Origin of the sequence: Tenacibaculum holothuriorum, from assembly GCF_002120225.1 — a bacterium.
Classification (GTDB): domain Bacteria; phylum Bacteroidota; class Bacteroidia; order Flavobacteriales; family Flavobacteriaceae; genus Polaribacter; species Polaribacter holothuriorum.
The window spans coordinates 71,195-87,885 of the sequence record NZ_LAPZ01000007.1 but is presented as its reverse complement, the minus strand read 5'-3'; the positions used below and the strand labels follow the sequence as shown (position 1 = coordinate 87,885).

The 16,691-nt window shown below is 29.5% G+C and carries 19 protein-coding genes and 1 tRNA gene; 16 read left to right on the top strand and 4 right to left on the bottom strand.

The window, feature by feature from the left end:
- Nucleotides 1–18: 18 nt before the first annotated feature.
- Together WH52_RS09595 and bshB1 are read right to left on the bottom strand one after the other, a co-directional pair.
- Nucleotides 19–94: transfer RNA gene (locus WH52_RS09595), tRNA-His, on the bottom strand.
- 55 nt (nucleotides 95–149) lie between these two features.
- Nucleotides 150–866, bottom strand: coding sequence for a bacillithiol biosynthesis deacetylase BshB1 (gene bshB1, locus WH52_RS09590; protein WP_086030732.1), 717 nt, complete (start codon nucleotides 864–866; stop codon nucleotides 150–152).
- Between the two features lie 74 nt (nucleotides 867–940).
- On the opposite strand from bshB1, the gene WH52_RS09585 reads away from it, so the two are divergent.
- From WH52_RS09585 to WH52_RS09520, 15 genes are all read left to right on the top strand, one after another.
- The gene (locus WH52_RS09585; RefSeq protein ID WP_086030731.1) at nucleotides 941–1,696 is read left to right on the top strand and encodes a Rossmann-like and DUF2520 domain-containing protein; all 756 of its coding nucleotides are present in this window, start codon (nucleotides 941–943) and stop codon (nucleotides 1,694–1,696) included.
- Entirely contained in the window at nucleotides 1,680–2,207 is a 528-nt protein-coding gene (locus tag WH52_RS09580) for a KdsC family phosphatase (protein ID WP_086030730.1), read from the top strand. The genes WH52_RS09585 and WH52_RS09580 overlap by 17 nt, the downstream gene beginning before the upstream one ends.
- An 18-nt stretch (nucleotides 2,208–2,225) precedes the next feature.
- Nucleotides 2,226–2,651, top strand: coding sequence for a DUF2147 domain-containing protein (locus WH52_RS09575; RefSeq protein ID WP_086030729.1), 426 nt, complete (start codon nucleotides 2,226–2,228; stop codon nucleotides 2,649–2,651).
- A 194-nt stretch (nucleotides 2,652–2,845) separates the two neighbouring features.
- Nucleotides 2,846–3,247 carry a response regulator gene (locus WH52_RS09570; protein ID WP_086030728.1) on the top strand — a complete coding sequence of 134 codons (402 nt, stop codon included), beginning with the start codon at nucleotides 2,846–2,848 and terminating at the stop codon, nucleotides 3,245–3,247.
- 6 nt (nucleotides 3,248–3,253) lie between these two features.
- A complete protein-coding gene (locus WH52_RS09565; RefSeq protein ID WP_086030727.1) occupies nucleotides 3,254–3,793 on the top strand; it encodes a heme NO-binding domain-containing protein in 540 nt (179 codons plus the stop codon).
- Nucleotides 3,790–4,983 carry a sensor histidine kinase gene (locus tag WH52_RS09560; RefSeq protein WP_086030726.1) on the top strand — a complete coding sequence of 398 codons (1,194 nt, stop codon included), beginning with the start codon at nucleotides 3,790–3,792 and terminating at the stop codon, nucleotides 4,981–4,983. The genes WH52_RS09565 and WH52_RS09560 overlap by 4 nt, the downstream gene beginning before the upstream one ends.
- 1 nt (nucleotide 4,984) lies before the next feature.
- The gene (locus WH52_RS09555; RefSeq protein WP_086030725.1) at nucleotides 4,985–5,302 is read left to right on the top strand and encodes a histidine kinase; all 318 of its coding nucleotides are present in this window, start codon (nucleotides 4,985–4,987) and stop codon (nucleotides 5,300–5,302) included.
- Between the two features lie 10 nt (nucleotides 5,303–5,312).
- The gene (locus tag WH52_RS09550) at nucleotides 5,313–6,020 is read left to right on the top strand and encodes a LytR/AlgR family response regulator transcription factor (protein ID WP_086030724.1); all 708 of its coding nucleotides are present in this window, start codon (nucleotides 5,313–5,315) and stop codon (nucleotides 6,018–6,020) included.
- 87 nt (nucleotides 6,021–6,107) lie between these two features.
- Nucleotides 6,108–7,631: a hypothetical protein gene (locus WH52_RS09545; RefSeq protein WP_086030723.1), complete on the top strand. Its 1,524-nt coding sequence runs from the start codon at nucleotides 6,108–6,110 to the stop codon at nucleotides 7,629–7,631.
- A gap of 81 nt (nucleotides 7,632–7,712) precedes the next feature.
- Nucleotides 7,713–8,732 (top strand): HlyD family secretion protein, encoded by a 1,020-nt coding sequence (locus WH52_RS09540; protein WP_086030722.1) that lies wholly within the window; start codon nucleotides 7,713–7,715, stop codon nucleotides 8,730–8,732.
- Between the two features lie 207 nt (nucleotides 8,733–8,939).
- Complete coding sequence (locus tag WH52_RS15090) at nucleotides 8,940–9,494, top strand: NAD(P)-binding domain-containing protein (protein ID WP_317041847.1); 555 nt, start codon at nucleotides 8,940–8,942, stop codon at nucleotides 9,492–9,494.
- Entirely contained in the window at nucleotides 9,469–10,308 is an 840-nt protein-coding gene (locus WH52_RS09535; protein ID WP_317041846.1) for a nucleotide sugar dehydrogenase, read from the top strand. Before WH52_RS15090 ends, WH52_RS09535 begins: the two co-directional genes overlap by 26 nt.
- A gap of 19 nt (nucleotides 10,309–10,327) precedes the next feature.
- On the top strand, nucleotides 10,328–11,704 hold the full coding sequence (locus WH52_RS09530) for a TackOD1 domain-containing metal-binding protein (RefSeq protein WP_086030721.1): 1,377 nt from the start codon (nucleotides 10,328–10,330) through the stop codon (nucleotides 11,702–11,704).
- Nucleotides 11,701–13,020, top strand: coding sequence for a glycosyltransferase family 2 protein (locus tag WH52_RS09525; protein WP_086030720.1), 1,320 nt, complete (start codon nucleotides 11,701–11,703; stop codon nucleotides 13,018–13,020). Before WH52_RS09530 ends, WH52_RS09525 begins: the two co-directional genes overlap by 4 nt.
- Nucleotides 13,021–13,127: 107 nt before the next feature.
- On the top strand, nucleotides 13,128–15,116 hold the full coding sequence (locus tag WH52_RS09520; RefSeq protein ID WP_086030719.1) for a DUF4114 domain-containing protein: 1,989 nt from the start codon (nucleotides 13,128–13,130) through the stop codon (nucleotides 15,114–15,116).
- Nucleotides 15,117–15,197: 81 nt separating this feature from the next.
- Here WH52_RS09520 and WH52_RS09515 read toward each other — a convergent pair whose 3' ends face one another.
- Both WH52_RS09515 and WH52_RS09510 read right to left on the bottom strand, forming a co-directional pair.
- A complete protein-coding gene (locus tag WH52_RS09515; RefSeq protein WP_086030718.1) occupies nucleotides 15,198–15,833 on the bottom strand; it encodes a hypothetical protein in 636 nt (211 codons plus the stop codon).
- A gap of 86 nt (nucleotides 15,834–15,919) precedes the next feature.
- On the bottom strand, nucleotides 15,920–16,357 hold the full coding sequence (locus WH52_RS09510; protein ID WP_086030717.1) for a helix-turn-helix domain-containing protein: 438 nt from the start codon (nucleotides 16,355–16,357) through the stop codon (nucleotides 15,920–15,922).
- Between the two features lie 27 nt (nucleotides 16,358–16,384).
- Here WH52_RS09510 and WH52_RS14885 point away from each other — a divergent pair, with 27 nt between their 5' ends.
- Nucleotides 16,385–16,537: a hypothetical protein gene (locus WH52_RS14885; RefSeq protein ID WP_158091371.1), complete on the top strand. Its 153-nt coding sequence runs from the start codon at nucleotides 16,385–16,387 to the stop codon at nucleotides 16,535–16,537.
- Nucleotides 16,538–16,691 lie beyond the last annotated feature (154 nt).

Sequence of the window (16,691 nt, the reverse complement as noted above, 5' to 3'; positions counted from 1 at the left end):
GATAAAGGATTTTCTTTTGGGTGAAAGACCGGTCTCGAACCGGCGACCTCCGGAACCACAATCCGGCGCTCTAACCAACTGAGCTACAATCACCATTTGTATTGCGGATGCAAATATATATCTTTTTTACTTTTCTACCAAAGAAAAAATTAAATTAATTTACTTAAATCTTCAACCGCTACGTAACGTTCTGTGGTAAAGCCTTCTGCATAATCTACTCCAATTAACCTTCCTAAATCTCTTGCTCTATATTCTATACTATCAGTAAAATTTTTACTTGTAATAGGGGTTTCTGGTTCAGAACTTTTAGGATCGTAGAACTGAGAACCATAAGCAAAAACTGCATCTACCTTCTTTTGTATAAATCCAGTAACATCAACTACAAAATCTGGTTCAATGTTTTTCCACTGTATATAATGATATACTTGTTTAGGCCTCCACTTTTCTTGTTTCTCTCCTTCTAATTCAGTTTCTATCTTTAATAACCCACTTAAAAAACAGGCATCAGAAACTAAACTACTTCCTTTTCCATGATCTATATGTCTATCATCAATAGCGTTACATAAAACGATTTCTGGTTGATACTTTCTAATCATTCTTATGATTGCTAACTGATGTTCTTTATCATTCTTAAAGAATCCATCTGCAAAAGCTAAATTTTCTCTAACGGTAACTCCTAATATTTCAGCAGCTTTAGCCGCTTCTTTATCTCTTAACTCAGCAGAACCACGAGTTCCTAATTCTCCGCGTGTTAAATCTACAATTCCTACTTTTTTCCCTAAAGAAATTTCTTTTGCAATAGTTGCTGCACAACCTAATTCTACATCGTCAGGATGCGCTCCAAAAGCTAAAATATCTAACTTCATTATAACATTTAAATATTTGCTAATTTACTAAATCCATTTTCTTTTCTTTTAAGATTTTCAATATCTTCGCCAATATGATTTCTGTAGTAATTATAGGGTATGGTAATGTAGCACATCATCTTGTGAAAGCCTTTCATAAGGCAAAAAACGTACATTTAAAACAAGTTTATGCTAGAAGTATTGAAACTATAGAACACTTAAAACCTATTACTTCAGTTACTAATAGTTTAGAGCTTTTAGCAGAAGCAGATGTTTATATAATTTCGGTAACTGACGATGCTATTACCAAAGTATCTTCTCAAATTATAGGTAAAAATAGTCTTGTAGTACACACTTCTGGAAGTGTTGGTATGAATCAACTCAAAAATAGTGGACGCAAGGGTGTTTTTTACCCTTTACAAAGTTTTTCTAAAGCAAAAGAAGTTGATTTTGCAACCATTCCGTTTTGTTTAGAAGCTGAGAACGATAAGGATTTCCAACTCTTAGAAGCCTTAGCGAAAGCTATTGGAGAGAAAGTTTACCATATTACCTCCTTACAAAGAAAGCAATTACATGTTGCTGCAGTGTTTGTAAACAATTTTGTAAATCACATGTATAAAATTGGGTACGATATTTGTAATCAACACAATGTTCCTTTTGAAGTGTTACATCCGTTAATCGAAGAAACATCTAGGAAAATTCAACATATATCACCTGACAAAGCACAAACAGGTCCCGCGAAAAGGAACGATGTTTTAACTATAGAGAATCATTTAAAAATGCTCAATGAAGAGCAAAAAAACATATATAAAATCTTAACCAATTCAATTAAGAATGGAGAAAAGTTATAAAGAAATTTTACCTCAAATAGATACTTTAATATTTGATGTTGATGGAGTTCTTACCAACGGTATTGTTACTGTTTTTCCAGATGGTCAATTAGTTCGTCAAATGAATATTAAAGATGGATACGCTTTAAAAGCTGCTGTAAAAGCAGGACTACGAGTTTGTATTATTTCTGGAGGAAAAAATGAAGGAGTTAGAACTCGATTAGCTAACCTTGGTATTACAGATATTTATTTGGGAGCTCACAACAAAACTATTCAGTTTGAAGAACTTGTTACAAAATACAATTTGAATCCTGAAAATGTGATGTATATGGGAGACGATATTCCAGATTACCCAGTAATGGCTAAAGTTGGTTTACCATGTAGCCCCAACGATGGTGTTCGTGAAATTCAACAAGTAGCCAAATATATTTCTGATAAAAAAGGAGGCGAAGGTTGTGCTCGAGATATTATTGAACAAATTTTAAGAGTTCAACACAAATGGGATGATAATTTTGACGCTAAATACGATTAATTAAATATTTTAAATTTTATGAAGAAAACGATAGTAACTTTAATGTTATTAACTACTACTGTAGTTATGAATGCGCAAACTATTTTTGGAAAATGGGAAAACAGAGATGAGGATACAGGAAAAGTAGATAGCGTAATTGAAGTTTATGAGAAAGACGGAAAAGCATATGCTAAAATTGTAGAAATTTCGAATAAAGACCGTCAAAATGCGGTGTGCGATAAATGTACAGACGATAGAAAAGACCAAAAGATTCTGGGTATGGATATCTTAACCGGATTAAGTAAAGATGATGATGAATGGTCGGGTGGAGAAATCTTAGATCCTAAAAAAGGAAAAATTTATAGTTGCTTTATCAAATTAAAAGGTAAAGACAAGTTAAAAGTACGTGGTTATATTGGAGCTGCCCTTTTTGGTAGAACTGTATACTGGCACAGAAAGAAATAATTTTTAGTACTATTTTATAAAAAACTCCAACAAAATGTTGGAGTTTTTTTATGATTTACAATTTCTAAAAGTTATCAAATACCATTCACCGACCTAAAACAACCATTCGTCGATAGTTAGTAAATATTTCAACTAAAGAAAATGTGAATACACTAATATATTATCAACTTTAAGCAATATATTTAAGAATTAAAATGCAACATTTAAACATATTATTTATTGATGATGACGAAATAGAGCGATTAAAGTTTAATCGCATCTGTAAACAAAGCGATTATAAAACAACCATCTTAGAGGCAGAAAATGGAGAAAAGGCTTTAAAAATTTTAGACAAACAATTACCTCAATTAATTATTTTAGATTTAAACATGCCTAAAATGAACGGTATAGAGTTTTTAAATATTTTGCGCAAAAACGAACGTTTAAAATATATCCCCATAGTTATTTTGTCTAGTTCTAATAACAAAGAAGATGTAAAAAAATGTTTTGAAATTGGTATTTCAGGGTATTTAATAAAACCCTTACGTTATGAAGATTACAAACAAACAATCAACAAATTATTAGCTTATTGGAGTGCTAATAATTTATTAATTTAATAGTCTATGAAAGGTATTGTATTTACTGAGTTTTTAGATTTAGTAGAATCTAAATTTGGAATAGAAACCGTAGAGCAAATCATTAGTGAATCTGAGCTAGAATCTAACGGAGTGTATACCGCAGTGGGAACTTATAAATTCACCGAAATGGCTTCACTCTTAACCAATTTAAGTAACTTAACTAACATTTCTCCTAATGACTTACTAAAGGTTTATGGTCTGCATTTTTTTGATGTTTTGGTTAAAAACTATGGCAGTATTTTAAACATGTATAAAACTCCTTTAGAGTTGCTAGAATCGATTGATGCTCATATACATGTAGCTGTACGAAAATTATACCCAGATGCCGAACTTCCTTATTTTGAAGTAAATAAAGATGCCGATAGTAAACTTACAATGATATATCATTCCTCAAGAGCTATGTATGCTTTTGCCCACGGATTAATGGAAAAAACTTTTGAACATTACAACGAAAAAGCAACTATAAAATACCAGCTATTAAAAGACGATGGAACAACAGTTAAGTTTGAAATCATTAAAGAATGAGTCAGCAAAAAATTGACATCTTAGAAAAAGCACTAAAACGCGAACGATTAGCAAGAAAAGCTGCGGAAAAAATTCTAGAAGAAAAATCTTTAGAGTTATACCAAACCAACCAAAACCTTTCTAAGGTTCTGAGTGAGAAAGAAATTCAACTAGAAAGTTTATTCAAAACAATCGTAGATCCATACATTTTAATGGATTTGTATGGTAATGTTTTGAAAATGAACAACGCATCTATAGATTTTTTTGGTTACAATATCGAAAGAGATTCTTTTAACGTATTATCTACCTTACATAAAGATGATTATGAATACGCAATGGAATCGTTTAAACAATTATTAAAAGAAGGGAGTTTTAAAAATTTTAAAGCGCGAGTTTACAATAAAAAACGAGAGTTAAAATGGATTGAAATTAACTCTAGTATTGTATATGATGATGATGACAAACCTACTTTTGCACAAGGGATTATTAGAGATATTTCAGACGATTTAAAAGTTCAAAAAGAGCGTGAAGAACTACTTAAAAAACTAACAATCAGCAATAAAGAATTAAAAGATTTTGCCCATGTAGTTTCTCACGATTTAAAATCTCCTTTGCGAAGTATGAATGCTTTAGTTACTTGGTTGCAAGAAGATTGTGAACCATTTGCAAATGAAGATATCAAACAAAATTTTGACTATTTATTCCGAAAAATAGATAAGATGGATCATCTTATTAGCGGAATCTTAAAATATGCTAGTGTAGATAGAGTTGAAGCTAAAAAGCAACAAACCGATTTAGCTATTATAGTTCAAGAAATTATTGATACAATTCATATTCCTGAGCATATAAAAATTGAAGTTTCTAACGATCTTCCAACAATTAGAGGTGATAAATTTAGATTGCATCAACTATTTCAAAACCTAATTAGTAACGCTGTTAAATATAGCAAACCAGAAAATGGTTTTATACAAATTGATTGTGAAGAAAAGGACGAAAAATGGAAATTTAGCATTAAAGATAATGGTATTGGAATTGAAAAAAAATATCATAGAAAGATTTTCGATATTTTTCAAACTCTAGATGATAGTCAAAGCTCTACTGGAGTTGGTTTATCTATTGTAAAAAAGATTTTAGCAATTTATAATGGGAAAATTTGGTTAACATCTGAATTTGACAAAGGAACAACGTTTTATTTCACATTACCAAAATAAAATGATACAACCTAATCTAACATACATACAAAAATTAGCCAATGGCGATAAAGATTTTGAACAACAGCTTTTGGCTGTAATTCAAAAAGAATTCCCAACAGAAAAAACATTATATTTTAATTTACTTAAAGAAAAAAAATATAATGAATTAGCTGAGCTTATACATAAAATAAAGCATAAGTTTACTATCTTAGGGCTAGAAAAAGAAACTATACTAGCTTCAAATTTTGAGAAAGATATCAAAGAACAAAACTTTAATTTACAAGAAAAATTTGAAACTATTCTGAATACAATTAGTGACTTTTTGACAACAATTTAACCCCCGAACTATGAAAAAAAGATGCTTAATTATTGATGACGACGCTACTGCAAGATTAATTATTAAAAAATTGTGCAATAATACAATAGAAGTAGCAGAAGAATTCTCAAACGCTATCGATGCCATTAAATTTTTGAATACAAGCGAAGAAGTTGATGTGATATTTCTTGACATACATATGCCCACTTTTTCGGGTTTTGACTTTATTCAAACACTCAAAAATCCACCACAAATAGTTTTAACTACTTCCGATAAAAATTTTGCTCTAGATGCTTTTGAATACGATTGTGTGGTTGATTATTTGGTAAAACCCATTACTAAAGAACGTTTTGAAAAAGCATTAAATAAGCTAGAAAAAACAACTAAAAATACAATTACACAAACAGCCCCAGCCTCTGAAAATTCTGGAAACGATTTGTATGTTAATATTGATAGAAGATTGGTAAAAATCAATATTCCTGATATTTATGCCATAGAAGCCAAAGGAGATTACATCAAGATAAAGACAGAAACAAAAAACCATATTGTACATTCTACTTTAAAAAAGATTGAAGAGAAGCTTCCTAAACATTTGTTTTTAAAAGTACATCGTTCTTACATTATTAACACACAAAAAATTGTGGATATTGAAGACAATAGTGTATTGATAAAACAAGATATTATTCCTGTGAGTAGAGCTAATAAAAGTGAATTGATGAAACGTCTCAATTTACTTTAACCTCACATTTTTTCTGTTCGTCTTAAATTACCAACCACTTAACGATTAATAAAGATAAAAGATTAGATTTCATAGTAGTTTGGCTATATGAAGTCAAACGTAATACTTAGTTTTTTAATTCTTTACTACGGAATCTCTCAAGCACAAACATTAAATGATTTGCTTAAAAAAGCTAATGATTTATATGAAACCACCAACAGTACACTTGTTTTTCCTAAAAAAAACACTTCACCACTATTCCCTTTTAACTTTAGCATTTCAGAAAAGCGAGATGTAAATTATTATCAAATACATTTAAAAGAGTTAGAGTCTAAACAGTTTAAACAAGACCTAGGTTTGGTATTTAAAACCAACATCAATTATAACTTTCGTGATGCTTTTGACGAAGAACAAAACACCTTTAATAGATTTCGACTTAGGACAGAAGTAGAATGGAATATTTTTAAAAATGGTTTTACTCACAATCGCACTAAATCTCAACAAAAACAAAATGAAATTGAACATTTACAGCTACAAAGTAGTCAAGTAAAAAAACAATTATGGCGAAGACAATTTAGGATTGATTATAATTATATAGCCAACATTGAAGCTATAAAACTATACTCTTCTTTCTTAGGTTTTGAAAATGAATACTTTGATTTTTTAAATACACTTTATTCGAAAAGCTTGATTAAAAGAGAACAACTAATTAAAGTTGGTAATCAAATATATATACTTAAAAATCAATTAGAATTAATAAAAAAAGAAAATCAACTAGTAAAAGATAGTGTTTCATCAAGTGTATTAATAATTAATAAACTACCAGTTTTTTCGATAAAAACTGATAGTGTTTTTATCAGCAAAAACTTGTACAATAATTCTTACTTACAAGAAAATGTACGATTGAACCACAAAGCTATAAACGATTTGAGTTTATCTATATACGTTAATCAAAATTTTAATGCTTCGTTTACCAGAAGTCAATATTTTCCTGCTGTTGGAATTCGATTTAAAGCTCCTATTCGATTTAATAAACGACAAGAAATTATCAAGGCAAAAATACAATTGCTAGAAGCTCAAGAAAAAGACAAAAAAGTTGGGCAATACAACATTTTAATCACCCAACTTAATTCGTATAATGAGAAATTAAAAGATGTACAAAATCAATATAAAAATTGGTTAGTCGTAGAAGAACGAATTCGAATTTTAAAACTATTAAAATCTGAGTTAGATAGCTATGACACTGGACTTCTTATTTTACAATTAACTGAAGAAAAGTTCAAAATACTTGAAAACATTGTCCAATTAAAAAGACAATTATACACCTGTATTTCACATCTTTTTCAATTGTGCCCTAACGATAATATTCAAGAGTTTTTGATTCCTTATTCATTTGAAAACATTCAAGAAAAGCAAACAATAATCTTTGACGAAAACAATATGTATTCTTTCAATTTTCAATATGAATTTATCAAAGCCAAAAAAGAATTTTCAATCGCAGTACAAAAAGATAATATACAAGCGCAACAATTTTTGAGAGCTAAGAATATAATTTTTTCAATAGTTGATAAATCTACCTCAAAAACTATTTCGCAATTAATAACAGAAGAACTTGAAGCTTTAAAGAGATGAAAGCCCATAATGGGTATTTAGTAGGCAATGGATAACATTTACCAATACAACAAAAAGACAAATTAATATAAAATTAAAGGGATGAAAAAGTTTACATACAAAAAAGGAAAAGCTATTATAAGAACCCTAAAAGAGCCTAAGATTAAAAAAAAGAAATTGAATATTGATAGAGTTATTTATTTTATTATTTTAATTGGTTTATTTTTTTGGTTAGCAAGCTTCGTATATAAAAAAACTACTTGGATTTACGGCAATGGACAAATGCTAATGAAGAAAGTAGATGTGAACTTTACCAATGATATTCGTGTAAAAGAAATTTTTATCAATGAAGGTCAAGTTGTAAATGTCGGTGATACCTTGTTCAACTATTTTCAAGACGATTTTGATAGTGATGCTTCTTTAATTCTTAAAAATTTTGACAGATCCGAAAAACAGCGTGACAATTTGCAAGAGATTCTCAAAGAAATACATCTAAAAAACATTCAGTTAAAACATTTAAAAGAACAACTTTCAATTGTATTAATACAAGAACAACAAACTATAAAATTGGTTCTGTTAGATGTATACACTAAAACTAAATTGGATGAAATTATCCATCAAAAACTACAATTACAATCAAAAATAAAACTATTACAAAACGAAATTTATTTACTTTCTCTGCAGAAAAAATATGTTAACGGTAGAACTGGAAGTATTGTTGGGGGTAATTCTAATTATGGAACCACATATATTTCTCCTATAAAAGGTGTCATCGGGCAAATATTGAAAAATAGCGAAGAAGCTTGCTACAAAACCGAAAATGTAATGACAATTCACGATGTAGAAAAAGTATTTATAAAAGCTTATTTTAATCTAAAAGATATTGCAAAAGTAAAAGAAGGAAGTATGGTAAACGTAGAATTTCCTGACAAAAGTATCTCTAAAGGAATTATTAATAAACTATATATCGCAACGTATGAAGCACCTACCGAGTTTCAGAAAAAATACGAACCTACCGAAAGGAATATTCTAGCAGAAATTATTCCTATGAATAAAGAAGAGATTCCAGAATGGGGAAAATATTACAAACTAAATCTTAAAGTAAAAATTAGTAAATTTTAATCTTTATTTCTACCTCCAAGACTACAACTTGGAGGTTTTTCTTTTTAAGTAGTCTATTATTTAAATATTAGTTAAAACCATTTATCTAACAAAAACAACCACTCATCTTTACTAGGCTACTTACCCAACTAATAACCTTTAATTCAACTTTAATTCTGTACTAATTTAGAAGTGTCAATAAAAGTTTAATCCTTAAAAAATAAAATTATGAGTACAGTTACAAAGACAAACGACAACAATTTTGAGGTAAATAATTATCCAAAATTAGCGTATAAAAGAAATCAGTTATTTCATCAATTAAAAAACAAAAAAGAAAACATTGCTGTAGTTGGTTTGGGTTATGTTGGATTGCCTTTGGCGGTACATATGGCATCTAAATTTAAAGTAATTGGTTTTGATATCAATGCTGAAAAAGTAATGCAATTAATGCAGCACAAGGATCCTTGTAACGAACTAAGCAATAGTGAATTTGAAAACAAAGACATTGCATTTACAGTAAATGAACAAATTTTAAAAGATGCTAAGCTTTACATTGTTGCGGTTCCAACTCCTATAAATGAGTTAAAGAAGCCTAATCTTACACCATTAAAATCGGCAACAGCAACTATTGCTAAATATTTAAAAAAAGGAGATTGTGTTGTTTTTGAATCAACTGTTTTTCCTGGATGTACAGAAGAAGTTTGTGTGCCAATTTTAGAGCGTATTTCAAGATTAAAATACAACGAAGATTTTACAGTTGGTTATTCAACCAGAAAGAATTAACCCAGGTGATACCAAACACACATTTACTAAAATTAAAAAAATTGTCTCTGGAAGTACCAACGAAGCTTTAGAGTTAATTTCAAATGTTTATGAAACTGTAGTAGAAGCAGGTGTTCATAAAGCTCCAACTATAAAAGTAGCCGAATCTGCAAAAGTAGTAGAAAACATTCAACGTGATGTAAACATTGGGTTAATGAACGAACTTTCTCAAATCTTCGGAATTTTAAACATCAACACAAAAGATGTATTAGAAGCTGCAGGTACAAAATGGAACTTTCATAACTATTTCCCTGGTTTAGTGGGTGGACATTGCATTGGCGTAGATCCTTATTACCTAATTGAAAAAGCTAAAGAGAATAGATATACTCCTAAACTTTTAGAACGAGTAAGAGAAGTTAATGAAGGTATGATAGACCATATTGTTTTACAATTAGACAGAAGATTATTAGCAAAACGCTTTAGAAAAAATGAGGTGTCAATTTTAGTAAAAGGAATCACCTTTAAAGAAAACGTAAATGATATTAGAAACTCTAAAACTGCCGAATTGTGTTTAGCATTACAAAAAAGAGGCTACAAAATTGTAGTGCAAGACTATATGGCAAATCCTGAAGAAGTAAAAAGACGTTATGGATTAGAAATTGTGAGTGCTACTTCTCAAGAATTTGATGCAATTGTTTTAGCCGTAGATCATGAAGATTACAAACATTTAGCACACTATGATTACCTGAAAAATGGCACAAAAGAAACTCTAATTTTTGATGTAAAAGGAGACAAGAAAGATCGTTTCCCTACACAAGTATACATGTCTTTATAAGTAAAAAAACTACTTTAAAATGCTCAATTTAGTTACATATAATAACAACTCTAGAAAAGTCTTTATAGACGGATATTCGTTGCTCATAGTAGCTCATGCTAATGAGTTAGAACATGAGCAACTAGAATATCTAGATGGGTTTATTATAGATACTGAGTCAGTTGAATTTGCTAGAGAAATTATTCATCAAATAAGAAATAATGATTTTGTAGCAATTGCATTATTACCAATATTTATCAGTTCAACACATCAATTACCAAAGAATATAGAAATTCACGCAGATGGAGTTGTTTCTATTGAATTAATAGGTACATATACACAGCGTATTACATCAATTAAAAAAAGAATAAACAACCTTCAAGCTCCTAAAAAAGCTACCCATCAAGACTTTTTAAAATATAAAACTTTAGCGTATTGTTATACTAGGAACACAACCTTATCTCCTATTACATCTCGTCAAAGTATTATTGGTTATGAGTTCCCTTTCATCTCCTTATTATTCAAACAAACAGCAATTATATCATTATTAAAAACCTTTGAAGAGTTAACGCAACAAAAATTTCTGTCATTTACTTTACAAGACTATGTTCACTTGTGTAAAAGTTGCTCTAGCAATTATATCAATTTTAGAGAATGTTGCCCAAAATGTGATTCTATAGATATAAAAGCACACGACATGATACATCATTTTGTATGCGCACACGTAGCACCTGAAAAAGATTTTAAAACTGAAGACGGGTTAGAATGCCCAAAGTGTGACAAACAATTGCGTCATATAGGAATAGATTACGACAAACCTTCAACGATTTATTCATGTAACACTTGTAATCATGAGTTTCAAAACAGTAATATGAAAGCGCTTTGTATCGACTGTTCTACAGAACACGAATTAGACGAGTTGTTAGAAAAATCTATCGGAAATTATTCATTAACACAAAAAGGAGAAAATGAAGTTTTAGGACATAATAAAACAGCTCAAAACTCTAATCAAAAATCTATTGGAAGCTTAAGTGTTCCGTTATTTAAAATATTACTGAAGCAAGAAATCCAACGTGTAAAAGCAACTCAATGTCATAGTTACTTTGTAAGTATTCAGATAAAAAACGAGCAATTACAACTATTAAACAACGATGTTAAAAATGAACTAGCAAAAGAAATCAACGGCATAATACAATCTTATTTAAAAGAAGCTGATGTATTGGCTACAAAAAATTACAATTGCCATTACATTTTATTACCTGAAACTACAGAAAACCAACTAGAACGATTAGAAAACATTCAGTATAACCTCAATAAATTATTGGGTGATAATCTACAACAAAGCAATAACGAAGTTATAATTCAATATGAAAAAATAGTACCCGAAAAACAAGTACATAATTACACAATGCTATGATAGTAAGTATACACAATTTATTTCCAGAATATATTAATTATTGGTTTGTTGTTGGAATTAACAAGTTTATAAGAGTGTTTTGGTACTTTGTTATTTTCGAATTTACACGTTATATTATTGTTGATTACATTATCTATGGAATTTTCTGGTTAACACGAAAAAAAAGAGCAGAAAAACTCCAAGAAGCCAAACGAAAATTATTTGCCGAAAATCCATTTGTATCAGTAATAATTCCTGGTAAAAATGAAGGAAAACATTTATATAAACTAACCAAATCACTTGCTGAACAAACCTTTAAAAACTTTGAACTTATTATTATTGATGACGGCTCTGATGATGACACTCCTATCATTGGAAAAAACTTAGAGCGTCTTGGTCTTATAGATATGTTCATTAGAAACGAGATGCGAGGGGGAAAAGCTTCCGCAGCCAATTTAGCTTTACGATATAGCAAAGGGAAATACATCGTACATCTCGATGCAGATTGCTCTTTTGACTATGATGCCATAGAACAAGTATTGATTCCTTTTTACTTAGATGAAAAAATTGGTGCTGTTGGCGGCAATGTAAAAGTGCGTAATTACCGAGAGAGTTTATGTGCTAGACTACAAGCTATAGAATACTTAAAAACAGTATCGGTTGGTAGGATCATTACTTCTTATTTAGGAATATATAAAATCATATCTGGTGCTTTTGGTGCCTTTAGAAAAGATATTATAGATAGTATTGGTGGTTGGGATATTGGCCCTGGGCTAGATGGCGATATTACCGTAAAAATTAGAAAATCTGGATATAAAATATATTTTCAACCTAAAGCTATTTGTTTAACCAATGCACCATCTAAATTTAGAGTATTAACGAAACAACGTTTACGTTGGGATAAATCCATTATTCGTTTTAGAGTGCGTAAACATAAGGATGTATATTTTCCTAATACGAACTTCAACTGGCTTAACTTTTTTTCATTAGCTGAAAACGTTTTTTACAATATAATTCTCGATATTCTTTGGTGGATTTACATTATTGACATTATTGTAAACTACACTAGTCAATTACAGTTTGTAATTCCTATGAATTTCATGCTCTACTTTGTAATGTCTTATGTACAAATGTTTAGCATGTATTTATTTTCTGAAAGAAAAAAAGAAGAGTTATACTTATGGCCATACGTATCTTTAATGACTATTTACACAGGTACTTATTTAAGAATTATAAGAACCGCTGCCTATTACAAAGAATTCTTCTTTAAACGTTCTTTTGAAGATCCTTGGAATCCTTATAAATCATCTATTCAAGCAAAAAGAGCTGGTTTGTAAGAGTATTACCACTTACCGAAACATACATTCCTTTGACCGAAAAACAGCTAAAAAAAGTACAGTTTCAAAATACATTTACAGTATTATTAACTTAAACCTCAATTAAAATGCTGCAAAAAATTAACACAAAAGAAAACTACGTAAAAATCATCATTATTATTTTAATAGGAATTTTTATAAGTTGCAATTCATCAGAAGATTTCAGTGATGAAAATTTAGAAGAAATTATAACTGAAACATCTCCCTACAAAATAGACAACAATACTTCGACTTTATCAGAGAGAATTACGTATATCAATAGAACTGCAACAATAACTCCATTAGTTACTGGTGTAAATGCTAGAAGCTTAGGCAAAATTTCTAGCAATGTAAACGGAACACAAGAACAATACTATTGGGAGCATGTAGCCGAAGTAGCTCCATTAAATTTAAGTGGAGAAACATTAAGCGCTACTCATATTACTTTATCAAATAATAAAGCTTATGTAAGCTACCACAAACAAGGAAATATTCATTTAGGAGCAGTAGAAATTATCGATTTATCTAACCCTAATTTTCCTGCAATTATAAGTCAAGCTTCCTTTTTTAATTCCGATATCAATGCCGTAACTTCTGGGTATACAGACAATTCTTCTTTTCTTAAAGTGTGGTTAGCAATGTCTGATGCTGCTCACGGAGCTCAGTTATATGAATTAGAAGCTGATACTGGGCTCTTTACAGAAAATTTTCGACGAGTAAATTTATCTAATATCTATGAAAACTCTGGAGTTTCAGCTTCAGCAAATGGTATTGCCATTACTGATAATTACTTATATGTCACTTCAGGAAAAACACATGGTGGCACTATTCAACTTAATAAAAATAATTTATCAGCAATTGCTTCAGAAACTTATAGCAATGCTAAATATGTTGCTGTAAACGGAGCATCAAATAACAGTAAAGTAGTCAGTTTAATTACGGGGGAAGATGCCCAAATTAGAGTCGATAATGTGAATGAAAATTTAAACTCAACCTCTTACAGTATTGGCTCTATTTGGCATCAAAATGTAGCTGAAACTTACCGAGGAAAATCTACTATGGAGTTCTCCCCTATCAATAATAATCAACTTTATATAGCCAAAGGAAAAGATGGAATTGCCTTAGTTGACGTAACTTCTGGGGAAATCACAAATGAATCTAAAGGAACTATGTTAGTTGTTGGAAACACAAACGGAGTAAGTACCGATAACGATTATATATATGCAGCAAATGGTTCTGACGGAATTTCTATTTCGCCTCATCCAACAAATAATGGAGAAGATATTTTACCTGTTTTTTATTGGGATATGGCAGAAGAAGGTGCTTCTGCTAATTATATTGTTGCCGATGGTGAATGGGTTTTCATTGCCAAAGGTGGTGGTGGATTCAAAATTTTAAGAAAACGTATTAAAGATGAATACAAAACAATTACTACCTATAACAATCAAGGAAAACCAGATGGATTAGAAGAAGATAAAGAAGTGTGCAGTACCTTATTACCTAATATTTACGCAAATGTTTTACCTGAAAGACAAAATGCTATGACAGCACATCCTGAATATTTTGCGAATCCTGTAAAAAACTTAGTCATAAAAGAAGAAACCGATTTGTATTTAACATTTATTGATGAAGGTGCGGGTTATAAAAATGTATTGGGATATTACACATATCAAGAAGGAAATAAACCTACAAGCTCAGATCAAATTGACAAAATTGTTATTTTTCCAAATGCATCAGCAGAAAGATCTGGAGGAGAATTAGTAAGAGGAAATACCATGCGTTTATTAGGAAGTTTTGAACCAGGAACAGTAGTAAGTTTCTTTTTAATTGCTAACGGATGGAGAAACGGAAGTATTACAGACGGTTACTACTCTCAACATACCGATATTGATTATAACCTTAGTGGTAGACAACAGAGTATTATTTTTTATGACGTAACCTGTAATTCTACAGTAATAGCTTTTGAAGATATTAATGTACCCAATGGTGATAATGATTTTAATGATGCTATTTTCGAAATTACAGCTTCTAATCCTAATGCTTTAGAAACCGCTACTTTTAATCAAATTGGAAATTAATTGATGTTTTTATAGATACTCATTAATTATACAAAATAAGAAAACACAACTACTTTTAGAAGTTGTGTTTTCTTATTTATTTTACAAGGTTAACTGTACAAATACACCTGGTTTAAACTCGTATTCCCAATTTTTTCCATATTGATAATTATCTAAAGAAAAACCTGCTTGAAGTTTTTTGAAATCGACTCCAAGCCTAAACTTTTGAAAACTAAATAAATGTGATTGAGAATTAAAGTTCATTGAAGATTCAAATTCAAAATATCCTATTAATTTTTCAGTTAGTTTTGGTCTATACTGTGAGGTAATAAAAAACTCATAATCAGGATTGTTTTGAAATTCAGAAGTAAACACTGTTGTCATAAAAAACTTTTCTTTTGCATAAGTATACCCTAAACCTCCTAATAATACAGCTTTATCAACAAATTCTTGTTTTATAAATCGAGTTCCTATTGTTGGCGCTATACCTTTGTATACATCATAACTAATAATATTATAAGTCATAAACTCTGTTTTATTATTGTCATAACTATATCCAGCTTCATTTAAACTAAAAAGAGTTAGTTTATAGTCTTGAGTTAACGGTTTAAATAGTGTTAAGCCTATTTCTAAATCATCGGCATTGGTAGTTACTTTTAAATTACTTTGAGCATTTAATTTTATAGTAAAAAAAGTTGTTATTATTAATATAAGTATTGTTACATTTTTGATATTCATTTTAATCTGCTTTTAAATTACGTCACAAAATTATTGTGCCAAAAGCATTAATTAAATACTAAAAACAATGTAAAAAAGGTAAAATATTAGGTTTTTATAAATTTTAAAGGAGTAACTCCTGTTTGCTTTTTAAAATACTTCACAAAGTTTGAAACATCTTCAAATCCAAGTAAAAAAGCTACTTCAGTAATTGTTTTAGTAGAATGCATTAATTCTCTTTTGGCTGTTAAAAGAAAAATAGTGAGATAACTTCGTATGTATTCAATACTATCTTGTTTATTGTTTTGATACTCAAAATAAATTTTTTCGATAAGTTCTTTAAAATACTTTTTTAGCTCATCAGAAATACGAAAAATAGGATTTGCATTATGATTAAAAAATGGAAAAGTTTTATAAATATCATAAACAGTTTCGCTGAACGAGAGGAACTCAGGCTTAAATAGTATTAAATAATCTATTTTTTCGTGAATTGTATCTTCCCCTAAAACTTTCCAATATATAGTATGTCTTGGCGATAAAAACAATAAATTATTATCTGTAGCTTTTATAAAATGATTATTACTAGAGATTTTGCCGAAGCTTTAATTGGTATGGATATGAAAAAAGCTTCTTGGATACTCGATAAACTTTCAGGTACTGGTTTTGATTATCCAGAAATGCAAATTGAAGCTTTAGAGGAAGCTTATGAAAGCAAAAAGAACTAAATAAACATAATATAATTCAATAATAGCACTTAGTAACTACATCTAAGTGCTTTATATTTTTATAGACTTATAGCATTATATAATTATGGAAATCTATAATTATATTTCGACTAATTTCTGTACTTTTAAGCTTCTAAAAAATTGCTTTTAATTT